The organism is Mycobacterium sp. SMC-2, from assembly GCF_025263485.1.
Taxonomy (GTDB): Bacteria; Actinomycetota; Actinomycetes; order Mycobacteriales; family Mycobacteriaceae; genus Mycobacterium.
The window spans coordinates 5,942,997-5,960,347 of record NZ_CP079863.1 but is presented as its reverse complement, the minus strand read 5'-3'; the positions used below and the strand labels follow the sequence as shown (position 1 = coordinate 5,960,347).

The 17,351-nt window shown below is 65.5% G+C and carries 32 protein-coding genes; 2 read left to right on the top strand and 30 right to left on the bottom strand.

Going from position 1 to position 17,351, the window contains the following annotated elements:
* Window positions 1–27: 27 nt before the first annotated feature.
* From KXD96_RS28095 to KXD96_RS28015, 16 genes are all read right to left on the bottom strand, one after another.
* Window positions 28–468: a hypothetical protein gene (locus tag KXD96_RS28095; protein ID WP_260742114.1), complete on the bottom strand. Its 441-nt coding sequence runs from the start codon at window positions 466–468 to the stop codon at window positions 28–30.
* On the bottom strand, window positions 465–983 hold the full coding sequence (locus KXD96_RS28090) for a hypothetical protein (RefSeq protein ID WP_260742113.1): 519 nt from the start codon (window positions 981–983) through the stop codon (window positions 465–467). The genes KXD96_RS28095 and KXD96_RS28090 overlap by 4 nt, the downstream gene beginning before the upstream one ends.
* The gene (locus KXD96_RS28085) at window positions 980–1,417 is read right to left on the bottom strand and encodes a hypothetical protein (RefSeq protein ID WP_260742112.1); all 438 of its coding nucleotides are present in this window, start codon (window positions 1,415–1,417) and stop codon (window positions 980–982) included. Before KXD96_RS28085 ends, KXD96_RS28090 begins: the two co-directional genes overlap by 4 nt.
* Window positions 1,410–1,877, bottom strand: coding sequence for a hypothetical protein (locus KXD96_RS28080; RefSeq protein ID WP_260742111.1), 468 nt, complete (start codon window positions 1,875–1,877; stop codon window positions 1,410–1,412). Before KXD96_RS28080 ends, KXD96_RS28085 begins: the two co-directional genes overlap by 8 nt.
* 4 nt (window positions 1,878–1,881) lie before the next feature.
* Window positions 1,882–2,193, bottom strand: coding sequence for a hypothetical protein (locus KXD96_RS28075; RefSeq protein WP_260742110.1), 312 nt, complete (start codon window positions 2,191–2,193; stop codon window positions 1,882–1,884).
* The gene (locus KXD96_RS28070) at window positions 2,193–2,486 is read right to left on the bottom strand and encodes a hypothetical protein (protein WP_260742109.1); all 294 of its coding nucleotides are present in this window, start codon (window positions 2,484–2,486) and stop codon (window positions 2,193–2,195) included. Before KXD96_RS28070 ends, KXD96_RS28075 begins: the two co-directional genes overlap by 1 nt.
* A complete protein-coding gene (locus KXD96_RS28065; RefSeq protein ID WP_260742108.1) occupies window positions 2,486–3,520 on the bottom strand; it encodes a hypothetical protein in 1,035 nt (344 codons plus the stop codon). The genes KXD96_RS28070 and KXD96_RS28065 overlap by 1 nt, the downstream gene beginning before the upstream one ends.
* A gap of 102 nt (window positions 3,521–3,622) precedes the next feature.
* Window positions 3,623–4,021, bottom strand: a complete 399-nt coding sequence (locus tag KXD96_RS28060) for a capsid cement protein (RefSeq protein WP_260742107.1) — start codon at window positions 4,019–4,021, stop codon at window positions 3,623–3,625.
* Window position 4,022: 1 nt separating this feature from the next.
* Entirely contained in the window at window positions 4,023–5,351 is a 1,329-nt protein-coding gene (locus tag KXD96_RS28055; protein WP_260742106.1) for a phage protease, read from the bottom strand.
* Window positions 5,351–5,584, bottom strand: a complete 234-nt coding sequence (locus tag KXD96_RS28050; protein WP_260742105.1) for a hypothetical protein — start codon at window positions 5,582–5,584, stop codon at window positions 5,351–5,353. The genes KXD96_RS28055 and KXD96_RS28050 overlap by 1 nt, the downstream gene beginning before the upstream one ends.
* Complete coding sequence (locus KXD96_RS28045; RefSeq protein ID WP_260742104.1) at window positions 5,581–6,972, bottom strand: DUF935 domain-containing protein; 1,392 nt, start codon at window positions 6,970–6,972, stop codon at window positions 5,581–5,583. The genes KXD96_RS28050 and KXD96_RS28045 overlap by 4 nt, the downstream gene beginning before the upstream one ends.
* 169 nt (window positions 6,973–7,141) lie before the next feature.
* A complete protein-coding gene (locus KXD96_RS28040) occupies window positions 7,142–8,698 on the bottom strand; it encodes a hypothetical protein (protein ID WP_260742103.1) in 1,557 nt (518 codons plus the stop codon).
* Entirely contained in the window at window positions 8,643–8,978 is a 336-nt protein-coding gene (locus KXD96_RS28035; protein ID WP_260742102.1) for a hypothetical protein, read from the bottom strand. The genes KXD96_RS28040 and KXD96_RS28035 overlap by 56 nt, the downstream gene beginning before the upstream one ends.
* Before the next feature lie 548 nt (window positions 8,979–9,526).
* Entirely contained in the window at window positions 9,527–9,757 is a 231-nt protein-coding gene (locus KXD96_RS28025) for a hypothetical protein (RefSeq protein WP_260742100.1), read from the bottom strand.
* A complete protein-coding gene (locus KXD96_RS28020; protein WP_260742099.1) occupies window positions 9,754–10,158 on the bottom strand; it encodes a hypothetical protein in 405 nt (134 codons plus the stop codon). Before KXD96_RS28020 ends, KXD96_RS28025 begins: the two co-directional genes overlap by 4 nt.
* Window positions 10,159–10,259: 101 nt before the next feature.
* Window positions 10,260–10,436 (bottom strand): hypothetical protein, encoded by a 177-nt coding sequence (locus tag KXD96_RS28015; protein ID WP_260742098.1) that lies wholly within the window; start codon window positions 10,434–10,436, stop codon window positions 10,260–10,262.
* A gap of 203 nt (window positions 10,437–10,639) precedes the next feature.
* On the opposite strand from KXD96_RS28015, the gene KXD96_RS28010 reads away from it, so the two are divergent.
* Both KXD96_RS28010 and KXD96_RS28005 read left to right on the top strand, forming a co-directional pair.
* The gene (locus KXD96_RS28010; protein ID WP_260742097.1) at window positions 10,640–10,867 is read left to right on the top strand and encodes a hypothetical protein; all 228 of its coding nucleotides are present in this window, start codon (window positions 10,640–10,642) and stop codon (window positions 10,865–10,867) included.
* Window positions 10,868–10,884: 17 nt separating this feature from the next.
* Entirely contained in the window at window positions 10,885–11,202 is a 318-nt protein-coding gene (locus tag KXD96_RS28005; RefSeq protein ID WP_260742096.1) for a ribbon-helix-helix domain-containing protein, read from the top strand.
* Between the two features lie 19 nt (window positions 11,203–11,221).
* Here the strand turns inward: KXD96_RS28005 and KXD96_RS28000 are convergent, their stop codons facing one another.
* From KXD96_RS28000 to KXD96_RS27935, 14 genes are all read right to left on the bottom strand, one after another.
* The gene (locus KXD96_RS28000; RefSeq protein ID WP_260742095.1) at window positions 11,222–11,455 is read right to left on the bottom strand and encodes a hypothetical protein; all 234 of its coding nucleotides are present in this window, start codon (window positions 11,453–11,455) and stop codon (window positions 11,222–11,224) included.
* Between the two features lie 75 nt (window positions 11,456–11,530).
* The gene (locus tag KXD96_RS27995; RefSeq protein WP_260742094.1) at window positions 11,531–11,959 is read right to left on the bottom strand and encodes a hypothetical protein; all 429 of its coding nucleotides are present in this window, start codon (window positions 11,957–11,959) and stop codon (window positions 11,531–11,533) included.
* 151 nt (window positions 11,960–12,110) lie between these two features.
* Complete coding sequence (locus KXD96_RS27990; RefSeq protein WP_260742093.1) at window positions 12,111–12,413, bottom strand: hypothetical protein; 303 nt, start codon at window positions 12,411–12,413, stop codon at window positions 12,111–12,113.
* Window positions 12,414–12,491: 78 nt separating this feature from the next.
* Window positions 12,492–12,860 (bottom strand): hypothetical protein, encoded by a 369-nt coding sequence (locus tag KXD96_RS27985; protein WP_260742092.1) that lies wholly within the window; start codon window positions 12,858–12,860, stop codon window positions 12,492–12,494.
* A complete protein-coding gene (locus tag KXD96_RS27980; protein WP_260742091.1) occupies window positions 12,857–13,447 on the bottom strand; it encodes a hypothetical protein in 591 nt (196 codons plus the stop codon). Before KXD96_RS27980 ends, KXD96_RS27985 begins: the two co-directional genes overlap by 4 nt.
* Window positions 13,444–13,725: a hypothetical protein gene (locus tag KXD96_RS27975; protein ID WP_260742090.1), complete on the bottom strand. Its 282-nt coding sequence runs from the start codon at window positions 13,723–13,725 to the stop codon at window positions 13,444–13,446. The genes KXD96_RS27980 and KXD96_RS27975 overlap by 4 nt, the downstream gene beginning before the upstream one ends.
* Complete coding sequence (locus KXD96_RS27970; RefSeq protein ID WP_260742089.1) at window positions 13,722–13,922, bottom strand: hypothetical protein; 201 nt, start codon at window positions 13,920–13,922, stop codon at window positions 13,722–13,724. Before KXD96_RS27970 ends, KXD96_RS27975 begins: the two co-directional genes overlap by 4 nt.
* Before the next feature lie 375 nt (window positions 13,923–14,297).
* Window positions 14,298–14,810, bottom strand: a complete 513-nt coding sequence (locus KXD96_RS27965) for a hypothetical protein (protein WP_260742088.1) — start codon at window positions 14,808–14,810, stop codon at window positions 14,298–14,300.
* Between the two features lie 105 nt (window positions 14,811–14,915).
* Window positions 14,916–15,650 carry an HNH endonuclease gene (locus KXD96_RS27960; protein ID WP_260742087.1) on the bottom strand — a complete coding sequence of 245 codons (735 nt, stop codon included), beginning with the start codon at window positions 15,648–15,650 and terminating at the stop codon, window positions 14,916–14,918.
* Window positions 15,650–15,811 (bottom strand): hypothetical protein, encoded by a 162-nt coding sequence (locus tag KXD96_RS27955; RefSeq protein ID WP_260742086.1) that lies wholly within the window; start codon window positions 15,809–15,811, stop codon window positions 15,650–15,652. The genes KXD96_RS27960 and KXD96_RS27955 overlap by 1 nt, the downstream gene beginning before the upstream one ends.
* A complete protein-coding gene (locus tag KXD96_RS27950; RefSeq protein WP_260742085.1) occupies window positions 15,808–16,374 on the bottom strand; it encodes a phage N-6-adenine-methyltransferase in 567 nt (188 codons plus the stop codon). Before KXD96_RS27950 ends, KXD96_RS27955 begins: the two co-directional genes overlap by 4 nt.
* A complete protein-coding gene (locus KXD96_RS27945) occupies window positions 16,371–16,622 on the bottom strand; it encodes a hypothetical protein (protein ID WP_260742084.1) in 252 nt (83 codons plus the stop codon). The genes KXD96_RS27950 and KXD96_RS27945 overlap by 4 nt, the downstream gene beginning before the upstream one ends.
* Window positions 16,622–16,879, bottom strand: coding sequence for a hypothetical protein (locus KXD96_RS27940; RefSeq protein ID WP_260742083.1), 258 nt, complete (start codon window positions 16,877–16,879; stop codon window positions 16,622–16,624). Before KXD96_RS27940 ends, KXD96_RS27945 begins: the two co-directional genes overlap by 1 nt.
* A 4-nt stretch (window positions 16,880–16,883) precedes the next feature.
* Window positions 16,884–17,201 carry a hypothetical protein gene (locus tag KXD96_RS27935; RefSeq protein WP_260742081.1) on the bottom strand — a complete coding sequence of 106 codons (318 nt, stop codon included), beginning with the start codon at window positions 17,199–17,201 and terminating at the stop codon, window positions 16,884–16,886.
* Window positions 17,202–17,351: the final 150 nt, after the last annotated feature.

The following is a 17,351-nucleotide window of genomic DNA, read 5'->3' as shown; positions in this document are numbered from 1 at the left end:
GAATGTGCAAGGCGCGCAAACGTCTCCTCAGCTCTGCGTGGGCATGTATCGCAGCAACGGCCGATACCGGGCGCTGTAGCGCTTGATGAACGGGTCGCGGTACTCGGCGAACGCCGGAACCTGCGTGCGCTCCACCCACGCGCTCGCGGTCTTGCCGTTGGGCATCGTGACGATGTCACCCGGCGTCAGCGAAACCAACCGGTCGTCGGCGTTCCAGGCCGCGATGTCGGCTTCATCCCGAGTGGCCGCGAAGCTGTGCACCGACACCAGCGGCTGCAGCAGAAAGTTGTCGCACTCAGGCGCCGGCAGCGCCGTCACCAGATAACAGGGCAGCCCGGCGGGTTGCGCGCCGATGACCGGCATCCCGGTCTCCTGGTCGCGCTCGGCGGTCACCGGCAACCCCAGCGGGATCAACGCGCCGATGATGAAATCCTCCGGCGGCGCGGGACGCCCATAATTCAGCGTCACCGCCGACGACCTCGCCGGCCGCCGCGCGCCGCTTTGAACGCCGCCGAACGCTGCCCCCGCGCCCGCGCCACGGCGACCTTCTGCGCCGCGATCGACGCCGGGTGCGCGCCGGTAGCCGTCAGCTTCTCGAGCTTTTCCACCTCGCCGCGCAGATGCTTTTGAGCGTGCTCGATACCCGCGTCGATGATCGGGCCGGTGCCGCCGTGCAGCGCAGCGACCTGTGCGAACATCCCGATCTCAGGGAAGTGCTTAGCGCCCAGCTCAGCCCACACAACTTTCGGGTCACGGGATTCGACGCGACGCCGCCCCGGCGACTTGATCGCGGAGACCTGAATCGACGCCTTGAGGTCACCCGGCTCGCCGATACCGGGCTCTTCACGCTTAGGCGGCCGATCCCCGAACAGCGGTGTGCGCTCGCGGATCTCATCGGCGATCTGCTTAGCGAACGCGTCCAGGTGATGCTCAACCTCAACGGACCCCGCGAACTGCGCTACGATCTCGGCTTCAAGACTCATCCGCCCTGCCATTCGCACACGATCCAGGCGTAGACCGGTAAGCCGTCGATGTCGTACTCGATCTCCGGCAGCCCCTGCACCTTGTAAAGCCGCTGCGCCTGAGCATCATTGGCACGGACCGGCTGAATCCAGTTGCTGTTGCCGATCGACGCCGGCACCGGATCACCGTTGGTGTCGAGCACGGGGTCGCCGTTCACATCGACCGTCGGAATCCCGATCCCCGGCACATACGGCAGGAACGCCCACGCCCGCTCATGGCTGGTGATGGTGTCGGACTGTTCCTCGACCGGGCCGCGGGTGTACGGCTCGAACGTGCACCCGTACACCCACGCCACAACCGACGGTGACGTGACCGCCTGGTTCTTGCCGTCCACGTGGCCGCTGGCCTGCATCTCGACGACGCCGAGGGTTTCCCCGCCGGGATAGTCAGTCATTGCTGACTTCCCAATAGTCCCAGCCGAGGTTGCCGAAGCTATCTGAGTAGCAGGTGTCCCAGCCGGCCCACTGGTCTTGGGCGTCGAAGTCGTTGGGCCGGCAGCTCGACATGGGCAGCGCGCGCAGCGGGATGCCCAACAGCAGCTTGTGGTTGTCGGTGAACTCCAGCGCCTTCATCGGGTCGGTGAAGCTGCCGCCGTCCATGCGATGCCCCGTTGTGCGGGAGAACGACGCGAGCTTGCTGTAGCGCTGGTAGCGCACAGCGCTCGACACCACGTCCCACACCACGAACTGCGCCGTCGCATCGTTGGGCGGCAGCGCGTTTCCTTGCGGCCCGTTGTTGTAGATCCACTGCGACGCCACGTTCAGCAGCAGCGTGACGATCGCGTTCTGCTGCACAGTCAGCGGCGGCCCATCCCACAGCGCGGTGAACCCGCTCAGATCCAAGAACGGGCTCAACGTCTCACCACCTATCGTTGTCTGCGAGAAGTTCCAACTCGACCTGGGCGCCCGGACCGGCCGCCACCGCATACAGCCCGAGCTGTTGACTGCTGCCCGGCGCCCGCAACGGAAACGTGAGGCCCTCACCAGGTTTGAGTCGGCAGCCCACCTGCTGCGGAGTTAACGCCGCAGCCGCGCCGGTGTTGACCACAACATCGGGAGCGTTGTCGGCGTCGCCGAGGCCGCCGCTGGAATTGAGCACCCAGACGGCGGCGACGGCCGGCAACGAAATCTCGGCGGCTGTCTCGCCGACAGCCACGACCGCAGGTGCCATCAGCTCAACAGGTCAACGAGCTCCGGCTTGCTGAGCGCCTCGAGCTCGGCGCGGTCATGCCCCTGGGTGACGCCGTAGTCGACCCACTTGTCCTGCGGTGCGGTCTTGTTCGGCTTCGCGCCCGGCTTGGCATCCTCGACGATCTCCTCGACCAGGCCGAGGCGCAGGAAATGCTCGCGCTGCTCATCGTTGAGCCACGGAATGATCGGGTTGTGCTGGTAGTGGTAGCGGATGTGGCCCTGTTGGTCTTTGGCCGGCACCAGGGGTGTCTGCGGGGTGAGGCGATAGGCCATCAGACACCCACGATCTGCACAATGGCCTTGGGCTCGATGATGATCGGCGCGGTGTTGCGGCGAGCCCGGATGCGCCAGCGGTCGTTCTTGTCTTCGCGCATCGTCTTGCACTGAATCATCGAGCGGCCGTCGCTGCCAGCCTTTCCGTCATCCTGCGAGCCGACATAGCCCGGTGCGGGCAGCTCCTCGTCGAGCATGGCGCCCAGCACGGTCGAGTCGAGCACCGCAGCGAACGGCCCGAACTCGCCGCTGGGCAGGTTCGGAGTCGCAAGCCATGTCTTGCCCAGGAGCCGGGTCTGCAGCCCGGTTTTGATGCCTTCCATGATCGGCATGTCGTTGACGCCGCGGCCCATGTCCTCGCGGGGAAGTGCGGGCGCGATGTTGGGGTCACCCATGACCGCCGCGTAGGTCTCCAAGTCGCAGATCACGGTGTTGGCGTTGTAGCCCTGCTTGAGCGAACGCATCAGCTGTTCGGCGTACATGACGTCCCGCAAGATGCGAGGCGCGTTGGTGCCCGAGCCGTTCCAGTTCGCGCCGCCGGACGGGGTGGCGCCGGTGATGGTCGCCGAGCCGGCGTTCACGGTCAGGGTGATCGCGGAGACGACGGCCGACATGATCAGCGAGTCGATGTACTGGAACACGCTGTTGACCAGCTTGGTGAAGTCCCGCAACACCACATCGAAGTTCTGCCGGGAGATGGACTCGTCGGTGATGATCGTGTCCATACCCCACTTGAGCACGTTGGCGATCTGCGCCGGGCCGGTGGGCACCGCGGTCAGCGGGTACTCGTCGCCCGGCTGCACCGCTTGCGGGGTGTTGGCCGCAAAGATCGACTCGATCTGCTCGTAGATGGCCGCGCCGTCTTTGGTGTACAGCTGGCCGGTCAGGATCTTGTTGCCGATGAAGATCTGATCGGCGATGGTCCGCAGCGCCCGCAACACCATCGTCGGGTCGTTGAGGTACCGGCTGATCGAGTAAACGTCTTGCGTTGCAAGGTTTCCGGTGGGAAAGCCAGGAGGCTGAAGGAAAGGCATCTCGACCTAACCCTTTCTATGAACGATGCTGCGGCGCAGCTGGTTTCGGGGTCAAATAAACCCCGAACCTGCTGGCCCGGGGTGCGTGTGGCTTGCTGGCGGTTAGATCTCTCCGAGTCGCACCGCGACCAGGTTGTTGGCTGCGGCGCTCCACGCCTTGCCGACGACCTGGTCGTAGGTGGTGCCGGCGCCGAGGTCAGCGACAGCACCGGCGGCGGCAGCCACCACAGGATCACCGGCAGTGATCGCTCCGCTGGCGGCCAACACATGCAGCCCGCCGAAGTACACGCTCACCGGCTGCCCGGATGCCACGGTGTTCGCGGCGACACCGACCTCAGCCGACGTCGCGGCCGACGTCGGCGCCACGGTCGGATTCACCCCGCCGCCGGACAGTGAGCCGGCCGTGATCTCGACCAGCTGGCCCGCGGTGATCGCCGCGCCAGCGACGCAGGACCACTGAATGCCGGAGGTCGCAAGGGGGACGTAGTCCTGTCCAGCCATGTCAGTTGCTCTCTTTCGTGGTGGGGATGCCGAGTGCGGCCATGATCCGCGCGTTGGCGTATTCCTTGGCCTGCTGCTCGGAGTCGGGTGCGCCCTCGGCGCTGACGTGGCCGGCGACGCCCTGGTGGCCGACTTCGGCGACCGGGATCAGCCCGGCGGCCAGCGAAGCCAGCACCTGCTTGGTGCCGTCGCGGTCGGCCTTGAGCGCGGCCAGCCAGTGATCCTTGCGGGCCGGGGCGATCTTGCCCTGACTGATGGCGGCCATGACGGTGCGCTCGTCGTCTTCGGCGATCTGACGTGCGCGGGCCTCGACACCTTGGGCTGCCGCGGCTTTCAGCTCGTCGAGCTGCGCCTGCTCGATCTGCACGAGGCCGTTGACCACGCCCGCAGCCGCAGCGGCGACCGACGCAGCCGCAGGTGCGGTTTCTGGGGCGGCCGCGGGCGTCAGCTCTGCGATCTTGGCCAGCACGGCGTCCTCGTCGGCGGATGCGTCGATACCGAGCGCTTCCGCGACCTTCTCGGGTAGAGCCACGACGGCCCCTCCTTCTGTTTCGGAAGCCGAGGCGGCTTCAATGGTGATTCCGAACTTCTTGGCCGCCGACTCGATCGCACTTCGGATGTGCGCCAACTGAGTCGGGGTGTAGAGCTTCGCGTTGGCCTTCTCGTTGATGAAGTCCCACGCGCTTTTGACGTGATCGCGGTCGTTCAACGGGTACCGCTTGACGCCGTGCCCGGGCTCGGCCGGCTGGTCGTTCTCGTCGAGAAAACCGGGGTCGGCGTAATCCACGTCGCCCCAGGGCTCTTTCGCTGTGGTGCGGTCCCGGTAGGTGGCGGCTTCGACGGTCAGCTCGATCGCTTTGCCGCCGACCTGGGCGGCCGCGGCGATGTCGTACAACCTGGCCACGTCCTGCAGGCTCTGCAGCGACTCCACGCCCGGCCGCGTGGCGCCCAGCAGCGCCAGGCCGGTGAGCACAAAGTCGTGCTCGCTGCCATCCGGGGCGGTGTAGTCGTAGAGCCCTTCGATCGACCGGGACGGGTAAGCGGACGGCAGGATCTCTGCCAGCCACTCAGGAACGCCGACCATGTCACCGATCAGCGCCTGGCCGTCCTCGGATGCCCGCAGGTTGTCCAACCATCCGACAGCGGGATCGCCGCTGAATCGGGGGTCGTTGTGCCCCAACCGGATCACAGGCTTACGTAGCAGCCCCTTGTCGTGGGCGTCGATCGCGGCGGCGATCTCCTTGGCGGTGCATTCCCACTCGCCTGTCGACAGGTCCCACTTGCCGGTGCGCATCAGCTCGATGCCGGGCACCGTTACGAGATTGACCATCAGAGAATCCTTGATACGGCGAACATTTGGCCTCCTGTGAACGCGACCAGCGGCGCCAGCTCGGCGAGCATGTCCTCGGTCATCACTGCGCGATCGACAAACACGCGCTGCACACCCGATAGGCCGCGCGCGCCGCAAGACCGCGGCGAACTCACGTAGGCGTCCGGCACGCCCAGCTGGTCGGAAAGTTCACGGGCGCCCGGAAGGGTCGCGCCCACCACAAGGGTTTTCACCACAGCGTTATCTGCCCTTCGGGATGGATAGTTACCGGACGCCGCCGAGCCGACGCGGAAACCCGCGCGCGCGACGAGAACGGCAGCGCGGGTTGCGCGGTCGGGATCGGTTCGGTCTCCGTCGGCGCTTTCGGATACTGCTGGTCGTTGGCCTCTTGCAGATCGGGGTCGACGGCTGGCAGGCCCATCTGCTGCCGCTCGAACGCCTCGAGCTGCGGATCCGGGGTGATCAGCCCGGCGTTGACCAGCATCTGCAGCGCCGCGGCCGAAGCGTCCTGCCGAGAACCGATCTCCTCGCACACCAACCGCGGGCACGGCTCATCCTCACCCCAGTTGATGTCGACCAGATCCTCGACGATGTGCGCCTGGGCGGTGTCGCGGATGTCTTCGGCGACCTGCTGCACACCCTCGGAGAACGTGTCGGCCTGCACCGACGCGAGTGCATAGGATCCGCCGCGGTCCAGATTCAGGAAATGCGCCAACGCGGCGAGCGCCATCTGCTTATCGTGGTACTCCACGGCCTGCCGGATAAACCCCGACGGCAGGTTGCCCTTGACGCCGGCCAGCTCGAACAGCGTGCCGTAGGGCAACGCGACACCGGCGTGGTTTCCGCCGCGGTACTGGCGCGCAATGTCCAGATACGGCTGCAGATCCGCGCTGCCGACGCTGGCCTCCGACACCGAATCCGGCGCGGTCACGACCGGAACACCGACACCGTTACGCTCGGCGGCCGTGGCCTCGATCCTGATGAACCGGTCCTTGAGCAGCCAGTGCTTGTAGGCCGGCCGGAACAGGCTGTTGCCGATCCACTGGCCCGGATCCGGGTCGCGGACGTACACGACGAGCCGGGACACGGGGATCTGCAGTTGCAGCCCCGCCATGCCGCCCTGCGTCATGCCCATCGGCGCCCCGAACGACGTGCCCGGCGGGAACTGAGTGATACCCACCAGGCCGCCGTCAAGCGCCACGTCCCAGTAGGCGATCGTCGACGACGGCCGCGGGGCCAGCTTGCGCAGATGCGCGCGGCCGTCATCGCCGATGCGGTACACCTGCTCGAACACCTGGTGCCCGAACTGCAGATGCCGCAACGCCAGCTTCAGGTGCTTCGACCACGAAAACCGGCCGCGGGTGCGCTGTTTGGGCTTCGTCTCATCAGCGCCCGCGATCGGCAGCCCCAGGTTGGTCGCCACGAACTCGGTGACCTCATCAGAGGCCCCGTTCTGGTCGATCCGCCACCCGGTCAGCAGAATCGGCAACGCGATCGCGTAATAGACGCTCGCGATCCGCGAGTCCTCCCGCCACATCCGCGTGTAGGTGCGCACACTGTTGGGCCACAACAGCTCCGGCACCTGCTCGAACTGGTCCCACTGCGAAAACGCCGACAGCATCCCGGGAAACGGGTTAGCGAATCCGGCTTCAGTGATCGGGACCGGTGTCTTAGTCCTAAGTCCCGCCACGCGCCGCGGAAGACGCTTCGCAGGAGGTTTAAGCGGGGCTGTGGCGGGGACATTGCGCGATGTAGGCGCCAAAACATCCCCTCCTGGGTCGATTTTCGGGTCAGAACGGTGCCGTCATAGCGTCAAAATCGTGGTCAAAACCGCCATTTGACGGTGCCGGCTGTTTGTCCATCAGCGGCGGCGGCGCGTTCCTAGGCGGCGTCGTGAAGGTCAGCAGCCCCCAGTGCGCCAACGTTGCGGCCATCAGCTGCACGATCTGGCCACCTGGTTTGCGGTCCCACGCGAAGCGGTCTCCCGGAAGGTCTCGTTTCGCCGCCGATATGACCGCTTCGTTCAACACAGCCTGGTTGGAATGGGTGACCTGAGCTGATTCGACTGCTTCGACGATGCCTTCGCAGGCCAACGCCAGCTCTGCGGTGTTGGTCATCACGGGTTCGATGCCGGCCTCGATCAGATACGGCTTGAGCACGGCGGCCGGCGACCGCGAGTCGATCACCAGCGCCGCAGGATCTGCCTCGGTCACGATGTCGACGAGCTTCTCGACTACCTCGGTCGCCGATGCGACCTGGTTGTAGCCGATCTCAATATGGGCGTGACCGTCGGTCGTGTGCGTCGCTCCCGCGATTGCCCATAATTTCGTTACCGGATCGCGGTCCACCGCAATCACCTGCGGATAGATGTTCACCAGATCCGGCGATCCGTCCCCTAGCGCGTCCCACTTCTCGATCGGGAAGATGTGGACGTCGGTGATGTCCTTCGGCCACCGGCCGACCGAGAGCCGCTCGACCTCCCATTTCGCCAGATCACGCCGGAACGCCGCCAACTCATCTTCGATGTACTCCTCGGTCACCAGGTAGTCCATCGACGGGTTCGCGGCAGCCCAGTTCGCGCGGTCCTCACGCCAAACACGCCGCGCCGCAGGGTCTTCCGGCGGCTCCGGAGCCGACCATTCCAGCCACAACAGCTTCGGATCGTCGCCGGCCAGCGCGCGGGCCCGCAGCGACGCCCACTTGCCGCAGTACTCGTGGGTCTCCTCGTCGGCAGCCGACCCCAGATACCAGATCTGCGGGTTCTTCGCCGTAGTCAGCAGCGGCATGATCGCCGCCTGCGACGCCGGCGACCAGATCATCGCCTCGTCGATCACCAGCCGATCCACCGAGAAGCCGCGGCCACCAGACTTCGTGCGGGTCCGGAACCGGATGATCGACCCGTTCTTCAGCCGAATCGACTCCCGGCCGTTCCCGCGGCGGATCTGGGCGACCTCGTTCTCCAGCAGCGGATGCGACAAGATCAACGCCTCGAGCTTGTCCATCGACTCCATGGCCGTCTGGAACTCGTGCGCCGTGTGCAGGATCGACACGCCCGGCTCGTTGATCATCCAACCGAGCTCGACGACCTCGATGCCGCCGTTCTTGCCGTTCTGCCGGGCCACCAGGACGCCGACCTCGAACGCCAGCCACCGGCCCGCGTCGTCGGTGGCCATGCCCTCGCGGACCACCAGCTCTTGCCACGGAATGTTCTCCCGGCCCGCGATCTTGGCGCACTCGAGCGCATCCAAGCCCGCGGTGTAGTCCCGGGCGATCTCCGGGCGCGGGAAGTGACTAACCCGCGGTGTCTGCTTGCCGCGCGGCTCGGCGGGCCGCGATCTCGTCAGCAATCGTAGTGGCCTTACTGGTCGCAGGAGGATCCGCCGGCGTCCCGGCCGACGTTCCATGCGTCTCGTACGACAAGCCGTTCAAGATCCGGTGCAACGCCGACGCCGCCAGCCGGGCCTCGCTGCGCACCGGATCAGTCGGGTCAGCCCGCAGGATCCGGTCGTACTTGTCGAGCCGATCCGTCAGCCGGCACGCCTCAGCGACGAGCACCTTCGTGTCGACCGGCGTCTCGGGCCGCACCAGCTCGCGCCACAGCGCGGCCGCGCGGCGACCAAGCTTCACTGGCCGAATCGGATCAATCGCCATGACCTGCCAAAATGGTGCGTTTTCCGTCCAGGAGAGAAAAAGCGACGGGCGGCGGTCGCCTCGGCCCCCTCCCTCTCGATTTTTTCGGCGGGGGTGGTGGTGGGTTTGCGGGGAGGGCGCGCGGGTGGCTGGATGGTGACCGTGGGGCCGGTGACCGGGCGCCGTGGGACCGGGCTCAATGCGACCATGCCGGTGTTAAGGCCACGCCATGACTCGGTGGCCGAGGTCGGCGCCGGTCTGTTTGTGGCGTGTTTTGCCGGTGAGTGCTGGGCGTAGGTGGTCGCGTGTTCCGTCGCCGCGTTCGCTGTTGCATGGGCCGTGGAGTAGGCGGTCGGCGAGTGTGCCGCCGGCTGATCGTGGTGTGGAGTGGTCGCCGGATAGTCCTTGTGCGAGGTACATGGGTTCGCCGCACCACCAGCAGGGTGTTCCCTCGATGTGTTGCCGTTTGAGGTGTTCAACTTGCTGTTTGTGGCGATGTCCGAGGCCGCGTTGCGTGGTGGTTCTGGTGTGCCGACCAGGCATGGCTAGGGGTGGTCTGGTGGTGTGTCTGGCGTGTCGATGACGACGGTCATGACGAGCGTGTTGTCGCCGCGTTTGTCGACGCTGGCGCGGGCTGGTAGCCGGTTGCTGGTGGTGATCCACTGTGCGAGGTAGTGGATGAACTTCTCGGCCTGGCGCACGGTGAAGTTACGTGTGGCTTGGTGGTAGGGCATGAGCTGGGACAGGATCGGCGGCGGCTCGAATGGTTGGTTCATTCCCAGCACCTGTGGTCGAGTCCGATAGCTTCGATGCCTTGCTTGTACAGCTTGGCGGTGAAGTGGTCTTTGCGGTTGGGGTCTGGTTGCAGCCCGGTCAGCGTGTGTATGGCGCACGCGCAGTGTCCGCAGTGGGCGGTGACCACGATGTATGGGCCGAGGTTGTCGGTGGGTGCTGGGTCGGCCGCGTGGGTGATGGTGTAGCCGTTGGCCTCGAGGACGTGGACGATCGCGGCGCCGACGTCGAGGGCGCGACGGGTGATCTGTTCAGCCAGCTCGGGTGAGTGTCCGACGGTGCTGTGCGAGAGCAGCCGGTAGCGGACAAGTCGGCCGTCGGGCCCGGGGATGGTGAGGTTGTGCAGGTTTTCGCCGATGATCTTGGCGGCGTCATTCCGCGGCATCGGTGCACCTGCAGTTGTTGCGCCGGCATCGGGCGTCTCGCGCGGCCCAGCCTAAGACGAGCATGGTGAGTCCAACGATGAGCGTGGTCATCGGCGGTCAGTCACTGGCCGTCGTCGTCGCCGACGTTGCCTGCTAGTAGGCCACTGGCGGCGAATTGATTGACGGCGTCGTTGATGCCGTCGAGGACGGCTTGTTTGGCGAGCGCGCGGATGTGCTGGGCGACTTGCTGGGCGGTTTCGGTGTCGAGGCGTGCTTCGACGTCGACTTGTATAGCCATTTGCGTGGGCCTTTCAGGGAGACGAGAAAAGCCACTAGGCACGGCTGTGCTAGTGGCTTCTGGTGTGTCACGCTAGCACACCGAAATCACATGGGTGTGTTTTTCGCGGTGTGTGTGCGGTTGTTCCGCCGCACGCCTAGACTTATCGAGTATGTGCGACATATTCGTTGACAGTTACCGAAGATGTATGACATACTCGACGTATGCGCGTTCGGATCACTGCCTCGGCCCGCAAACATGGCATCAACTCAGGCAGGATCCGGGCGGCGATCGCCAACGCGGTTCTTGTCAGCGTCGATGGTGATTACGCGCTCTACATCGGCGTAGACGACCGCGGTGTCGAACTGGAACTCGGGATAGTGCCCGACGACCGGTTCGATGACCAGTTCGCCGTGATCCATTCCATGCCGACCGAGTGGCGGCGCAAGTAACCAAGGGAGTGAACACGATGGGAAAGTTCCCCAAAACGCTGGCCGGCGCGGAGGTCAGCGACATCGACCTCGACGAGGAAGATTTTCGGTTCCACGGCAAGCGGCTCACCGAGAATCGCGCGGAGCTGGCCGCGAAGGTGTTTCGCCGTGCCGACAACCTGATCCCGGGCGGCAAGTCGCTCTCTGGTGAGGGTCAGCATTCGCCGATCGTGCAGACGCGTGTGCCGGTCGAGGTGCGCGCGAAGTTGCAGGCGCTCGCCGCGCGGCGTGGTGTGCGGACGTCGAAACTGCTACGTGAAGCGATCGACCAGTTCCTCGAACACGAGGCCGGATAGCGTGCCGAGAAATATCGCCTTACGTCGGGTCCGGTCCACCGACAGTGGTGATCTTGGCAACCTCCTGTGGATGACTCCCCGGCGCGTATCCAGTCGCCTTCTTGTACGTCGATCGCGCTGCCGTAAGCGTCGGGTACTGCGCGGCGTCCGAGTGGTGATAAACCCACATCGTCGGGTCCGCCGGGCCGCGCCAGAACGTCACCGAATGCGTGCCATCGCGGTAGGTGATTTCACGTCGGATGAAATAGCTCATGCCTTCCTCCGTCGATGCTCGGGGCAGAAGTGCCCTGCTGAACTGACATGCCGATAAAGACTGCGATTCGTCGGGTCATCCGGCTTTCGCCTTTCCGGTTTTTCGGTCCATCGCTCGTTTGACTTTCCGGACGTCAGCCAGCCGATATTCGGGTACATCCTCAGGGCTGTGTCGGTAGAAGCCGCGGCGCCCGTTAGGCCTCACCCACATGGCGGGTTTGAGCTGTTTGTCGCGGATCCAGCGGGCGAAGGTGCGCCAGTGCACGAATTCGCCGAGTTCACCCATGATTCCGGTGGTGTAGCGGTCGGGTGAGTCGGTGCGCTGGTTGCCGATGAGCACGTCGCGGGGAAAGGTCTTGTTGTCGGCGTTGTTGAGCGTGCGGTTGTAGAGCCGTTCGATGTTGTGGGTGGTGCGGCACTGCGGATTCGGGCAGGTGACTTCGATGGCGTCGCGGGGGCGTAGAGGGCGAGGCCGCAGATTTTGCGGTTGATCATGGTGTCGCATTGGCCGCAGAACCGCGGCGCGGGCGGCCGGTTGATCGTCTTCTCGATGTCGCCGATCAGGTGTTTGATCTGGGCGAAGCATTGGCCGGCGTCGGGGCGCGCGGCGAGGGTGTGGACGTTGGCGGCGAGCAGAAGGGCCATGTCGGAGCTGTTCACCCTCGCGACGCCTCCGTGCTCAGCGTTTCGGCGTTGACGTTGATCACTTCGACCCAGCGGGCCAGTGTGGCGTGCAGGTCGTCGAGCAGCTCGGATGGGCTGCCTTTCCACTGTGTTTCGCGGGTGGCGTTGCGATCGGGGCCGAGTCGAACCAGCAGCGGGGTGGTGCGTTCGTTTGAGCGGCGCGCGGATTCACCCAGGCGTGTGCGGCCTAGCTTGGCGTCCTCGAGGTACTCGATGAATCCGGGTGAGCGTTCACCGTTGGGGTGAGCTTGGCCGACCGCGAGCCCTTGTAGCATTTCGTGGAGATCGCCTTGGCAGTCGGTGCACAGGTAGAGATCCGACTTGCGTTGACATGCCTGGCAGTTCGCCATCTGTCAGCAGAACCTTTCATCCGGGACGTACCAGTCGGGCAGGCACAATCGGCGCAGGTAGGCGGCGAAGGGGATAGCGGCGGCGTAGATGGTGCCGGACTCCCAGCGCGTCCCGGTGGAGGCGAAAACGAATTCCGGTTGGTCTTCGATGGTGAGCACGCCGTTGCAGAAGCCGTGGATGAGTTTGTCTTGGAACTCGGGCGTCAGGCCGGTCGCGGTCAGGTGCAGGCCGTCGATGATCTGGGTGGGCCGCACGATGGTCCCGGCGACGTCGTGCACTGGCGGCAACGCGAATTGGTGTTGTTCGACAGTGGCGACGGTGCGGGCGATATGTTGGCGGAAGTCTATGGACCAGACGTTGACGAGGGTCATCGTGAGGCCGCCAACTCTGCCGGCCATTGCACCGCGGCGAGGTTCGCGGTGTGCCGTTCTTTGACGTCGAATGGCATCGGGTCGCCTGCGCGGAACGCTCCGATGGCGGCGAGGACGAGCGCGTCGGCCTGGTCGTGGTCAGCTATGGGTGTGCGTGGCCACCAGGCGCGCACGGTCGTCAAGACCGCGCGTTTGTCGGCGTTGCCGTTGCCTGTCGCCCACAGTGCGCGGGTCTTGGGGGCGACTACCGCGATCGGAATGCCACGGGCCCGCAGCGTCGAATACAGGCCCCACCACAGGCCAGCTCGGTCGTGGTTGGAGGGCATGTTGGAGCCGTACGACGGGCCTTCGATCACGGCGAGGTCGACGCGTTTGGATAGCGGCAGAATTCCAAGTGGCCCTTGGAGATTGTCGTCGAGCCAGGCGATGACTGCGCGGCATTGGCTCACGATGCGGTCGGAGCGGTGGCCGTAAGTCTTGCCATTCGGTGTGCCGTGGCCGAGCGAGTGAAGTCTGGACGGGTGGCCGTCGCACAAGACTGCGATGCCGGTGCTGGTCAGCGACGGGTCGATGCCGGCGACGATCATGCGTCGCAGCTCGGGTCGTAGTGCGGTGGGTGGCATCCGGTCGCGACGTCGTAGGTTCCGCAGTTCTCGCACCGCCAGCCGTAATCGGTGTCCACCACGGCGCCTTTATCGCAGAGTGGGCATCGCTTCTCGGTTGCGGCGATGAACGCGGTGACTGCCTGGGCGAAGGTGTCCCAGCACTCGCCGACTGAGTCGTCCGAGAAGCCTGCCGTATAGTCCAGGTACCAAGCGCCGGCGCCGACGTCGTCGGTCTTGTGGATCCGGAATCGGTCGCTCACGCGCACTCTCCTCGGTGGTATTGCCAGCAGCGGCGGCAGCAGGGCGGATCTTCACGTTGAGCGCGGCGCGCGCATGAGGCGTGCATCAGTTCGTCGTCGAAGTAGTCGACGTCGTCGCCCTGGCGGATCCGGTTGTCGCCGTAGTCGCAGTCATCGCTTGCGCAGCGGCCGTCGAATCGGGCGGCGAATGTGCTCATGCGATCACGGACCAGTCGTGTTTGGTGCAGCGCGTCACGCCGTTGTCGACGTCGACCATGCCGCGGTCGTCGCAGTGCGGGCATTGGCGGATGCGTGCCCAGAATTCGGCGCGTAGTCGGGCTGTTCGGTCGGCGTGTTGGTCGTTCCAGCTGGCGCGGCGGCGGCGGTAGCCGGCGCAGGCGCCGCAGGCCGGGGGTTCGGGTCGTTGCGGTGTGCTGGGCAGCTTTCGGGTGGGGGCTCGTTCGGGTCGGTTCCGCGTGGTTCGTCGGCGTTGGGATTTTCGGCGGGCAGCTCCCCAACTTGAGAACTACCCAAGGTGAGTGATCCAGATCCAGATCCATATCCCTGGGGTTCGCGAAGGGTTTCGGAACGGTTTAACGGTTCCGAAACGGTTGCGGAATCGTTCCGGAAGGGTTCTGTTCGGTTTCGGAACCGTTGAACGGTTCAGGAACGGTTTCCGGTTCGATCTGGTCCGCGATCCGATCAGCCTCAGCCTTCCGGAGGCGCCGCAATTCCCGCGCCAGCTCGCGCCGGATCTTCTCGGACGCAACCATTCCGGCACACCGCAACGCGTTCTTGAGGATGTTCGGATACCGCACCACGTCGCAGTGCCGCATATACGAGCGGATGAACAGCTCGTCGGTGTCCTCGTCGACGAACACGAACCGGTGCTGCTCGAGCACCTTCAGGTCCGCGGTGAAGTCCTCGGCGGTGAAGGTGTCGCAGCCCTTGGTCCACTTGGCGACCTGCAGCGGCTGGACTCCGGCCCGGTCGAGTTCCTTCTGGCTGATCAGCTGGGCGTAGGTCGCCTGGGCGGTGCGCGGGAGCGCCCGGAATTCCTTGTCCCGCCAGATCGATTCCTTGAGGACGCCGGCCGCGTTAGCCATCGAGTAGTGCCTCCGCTTCTGCGATGACGGCGTCGGCGCGCTGCCGTGCCGATTCGGTGGTGTTCTTCCAGCCGGAGCCGACCAGATAAAGGCAGCCGGCGTGTTCTACGGCGCACGCGGGGTCTCCGCAGTGCGGATCGACGCCATGGCGGCACGCTGGCGATGGGGCGCGTCCCAGAACGTGGTCGAGAACGTCGCCGCCGCACCACTGTTTGGCGAATTCGAGGGCGTCCGCTTCGTGATCGCGGATCTCCTCGGCGGTCCAGCGGGTGGTGAGAAGTGGCGGCGCTGCCGGGGCGCGTTTTCTGCCGTGCTGACGATCTCGTGGGCTCGGTCTTGCAGCTGGCGTATCCGTTTCCAGCAGCAGCCGCAGAAGTAGGCCCAGCGGTCGTCGAGGCCGCGTTTGCGCCGGGCCGTGTCGACGAGGTAAAGCAACGTGTCTTGGGTCAGTCCGGCGCGAATGAACGTCACTACGCTCGACGGCCAATCGTTCGGGATCCAGTACGGTTTCCACGCGTCGTAGACAGCGTCGAGGATGCGTTCGATGGCATCATCTTCGGCCGCGATCTCGTCGGCGGCCTGACGCATCGCTGCGGCCCAGCGCATGGCGTCTCCGGCGACGTCAGTGACGAGCGCGGCATCGGCCGGCACCGAGGACTTCCCGCTGTTGCAGTCGCTGCAAGCAGTGACGAGGTTGGTGGACTCGTCGCTGCCGCCCAGGGCTTCTGGGATGACGTGGTCGACCGTCAGCTTGACGTCCGGTGCGGTTGCTCCGCAGTAGCGGCAGGCGTGGTTGTCGCGACGCAGGATCTCGAATCGAAGTCGTTTCGATACGGCCATCAGCTGGCGCTCTCCTCCTCGCGTGGCGTTGCGGTGCAGTCGGCGCGGTGCTTGTTGTGCACGGCGTGGTAGTAGCCGCAGCCCACGCAGAAGCCCCGGCGGTCGGTCGCGGCGGCGAACACCTGCGCCCAACGATCACGCGGCTTCGACTCCTTGCTCATATGGGTGCCTCGAAATTGAGCTGGTCTTGTTGGGTCCACGCGAGCGATGAGCTATCGAGCCGCCATGTCACCAGGCAACAGCCGAACGGCGGCCGCTCGTTAGGGCCGATAGCGGCGCGGCCGGGGGCGATGAAACGCATTCGACCGGGCAGGAACAGAACGGAGAGCGGCGATCCGGGCCGGTCGCGATACGGTTCGACCATCTGCTGCCACCAGCCCTGCTCGGTCCTGTTGGCCGGCAACAGCATCGCGACGCCGTCGGTTCGCTCGTGTTCGCGCCATGCTTTTTCGACCCAGTGACCGATGCGTGAATACGGCGGGTTGCACCAGACACGTTCGCCGGCCCAGGACTGTGCGAGCCCGTTGTCGGAGTGGATGAAGTAGCGGGCGCATTTGGCGTTATGGGCTGCGGCGGCGACGTCGAGGGTGAACGGGCCAAGTGATTTGTCGAAGCGCGCGAAGTCCTCGGGGGTGGTGGCGCGGTCGTCGATCGCATCGTCGGCGCCGCCGCGTGCCGCCAGCTGCTGACGGTGGTTACGAGCTTGAAACCGAACGAGGCTCATGCGTCTGCGAATAGTCCGATGATGCGGGCTGCGGCGGTGGTGACGTCTTGGATCGTTGGGAGGGCGTCGAGCATCCGCTGCTGCAGCTCGGCCGGCGGGACGACCTGCAGGTGCAGCGCGGTTCGGTCAGCCTCCGCGTCGTATTCGGCTGCGACGGCCCGGTAGAACGCGCCGAACTGGTCGGGGCCGACGATGTTGTCGGGATCGAATTGGCGATGGTCGCCGCGGTAGTGCAGCTGGTCAGCCATCAGCAGCGGCACCCGTCGTCGGGGTCGGACGTGCGCGCGTCGATGACGGCTTGGCGGACGAAACAGTCCTTGGCTTCCAACAGTTTCCGCAGGCCGGTGGTCAGCTCCGGGCCGTCGTCCAGGTGGTCGGCCATGCGTTGAGCCAGTGCAGCGGGGAAACCGCTGACGTCCCACAAGTGCTGCGGCAGGTGGTCGTAGGCGAACAGGTCGAGCAGGTGCTGTGTCGCCGGGTGCCGGTTGCATTCGTTGGTGGCCATGCGGCTACTCGCCTTCGATGCCGTTGTGGCTGAATTCGGGGTCGAATTCGTTGAGGCCGTCACCGTTGTCGGCGTCGTGGTCCTGGTGCTCGTCGTCGACGGCATCGGGATTCACGTCGCCAGCTTCGTCGAACAGGCCGGGCTGGTCGTCGTCGGTGCTGGGTGGCTGCTTGCCCGCTTCCCAGCACGCCTGAATCGTGAGGGTGCGGGTGTAGCGCATTTCGCCGTCTTTGCGTTCGATCGGGCCGTGTTCGGCGGTGCAGCGGGCCCGCACGATGTAGGTGCGGACTTCACCGACAGCGGGGGTTCTTCCATCGCGCACGGGGTGCTGCCGAAACCCAGGTAGGCGGCGGGGGTGTCGAGCAGGTCGTCGGGGATGTTGTCGAGCGCGTTGGTGGAGGGCAGGTCTTGGGGCTTGTCGGTCACGAGCATGGGGGTGGGTTCCTTTCGGTGCGTGGGCTATTGGGGTTTG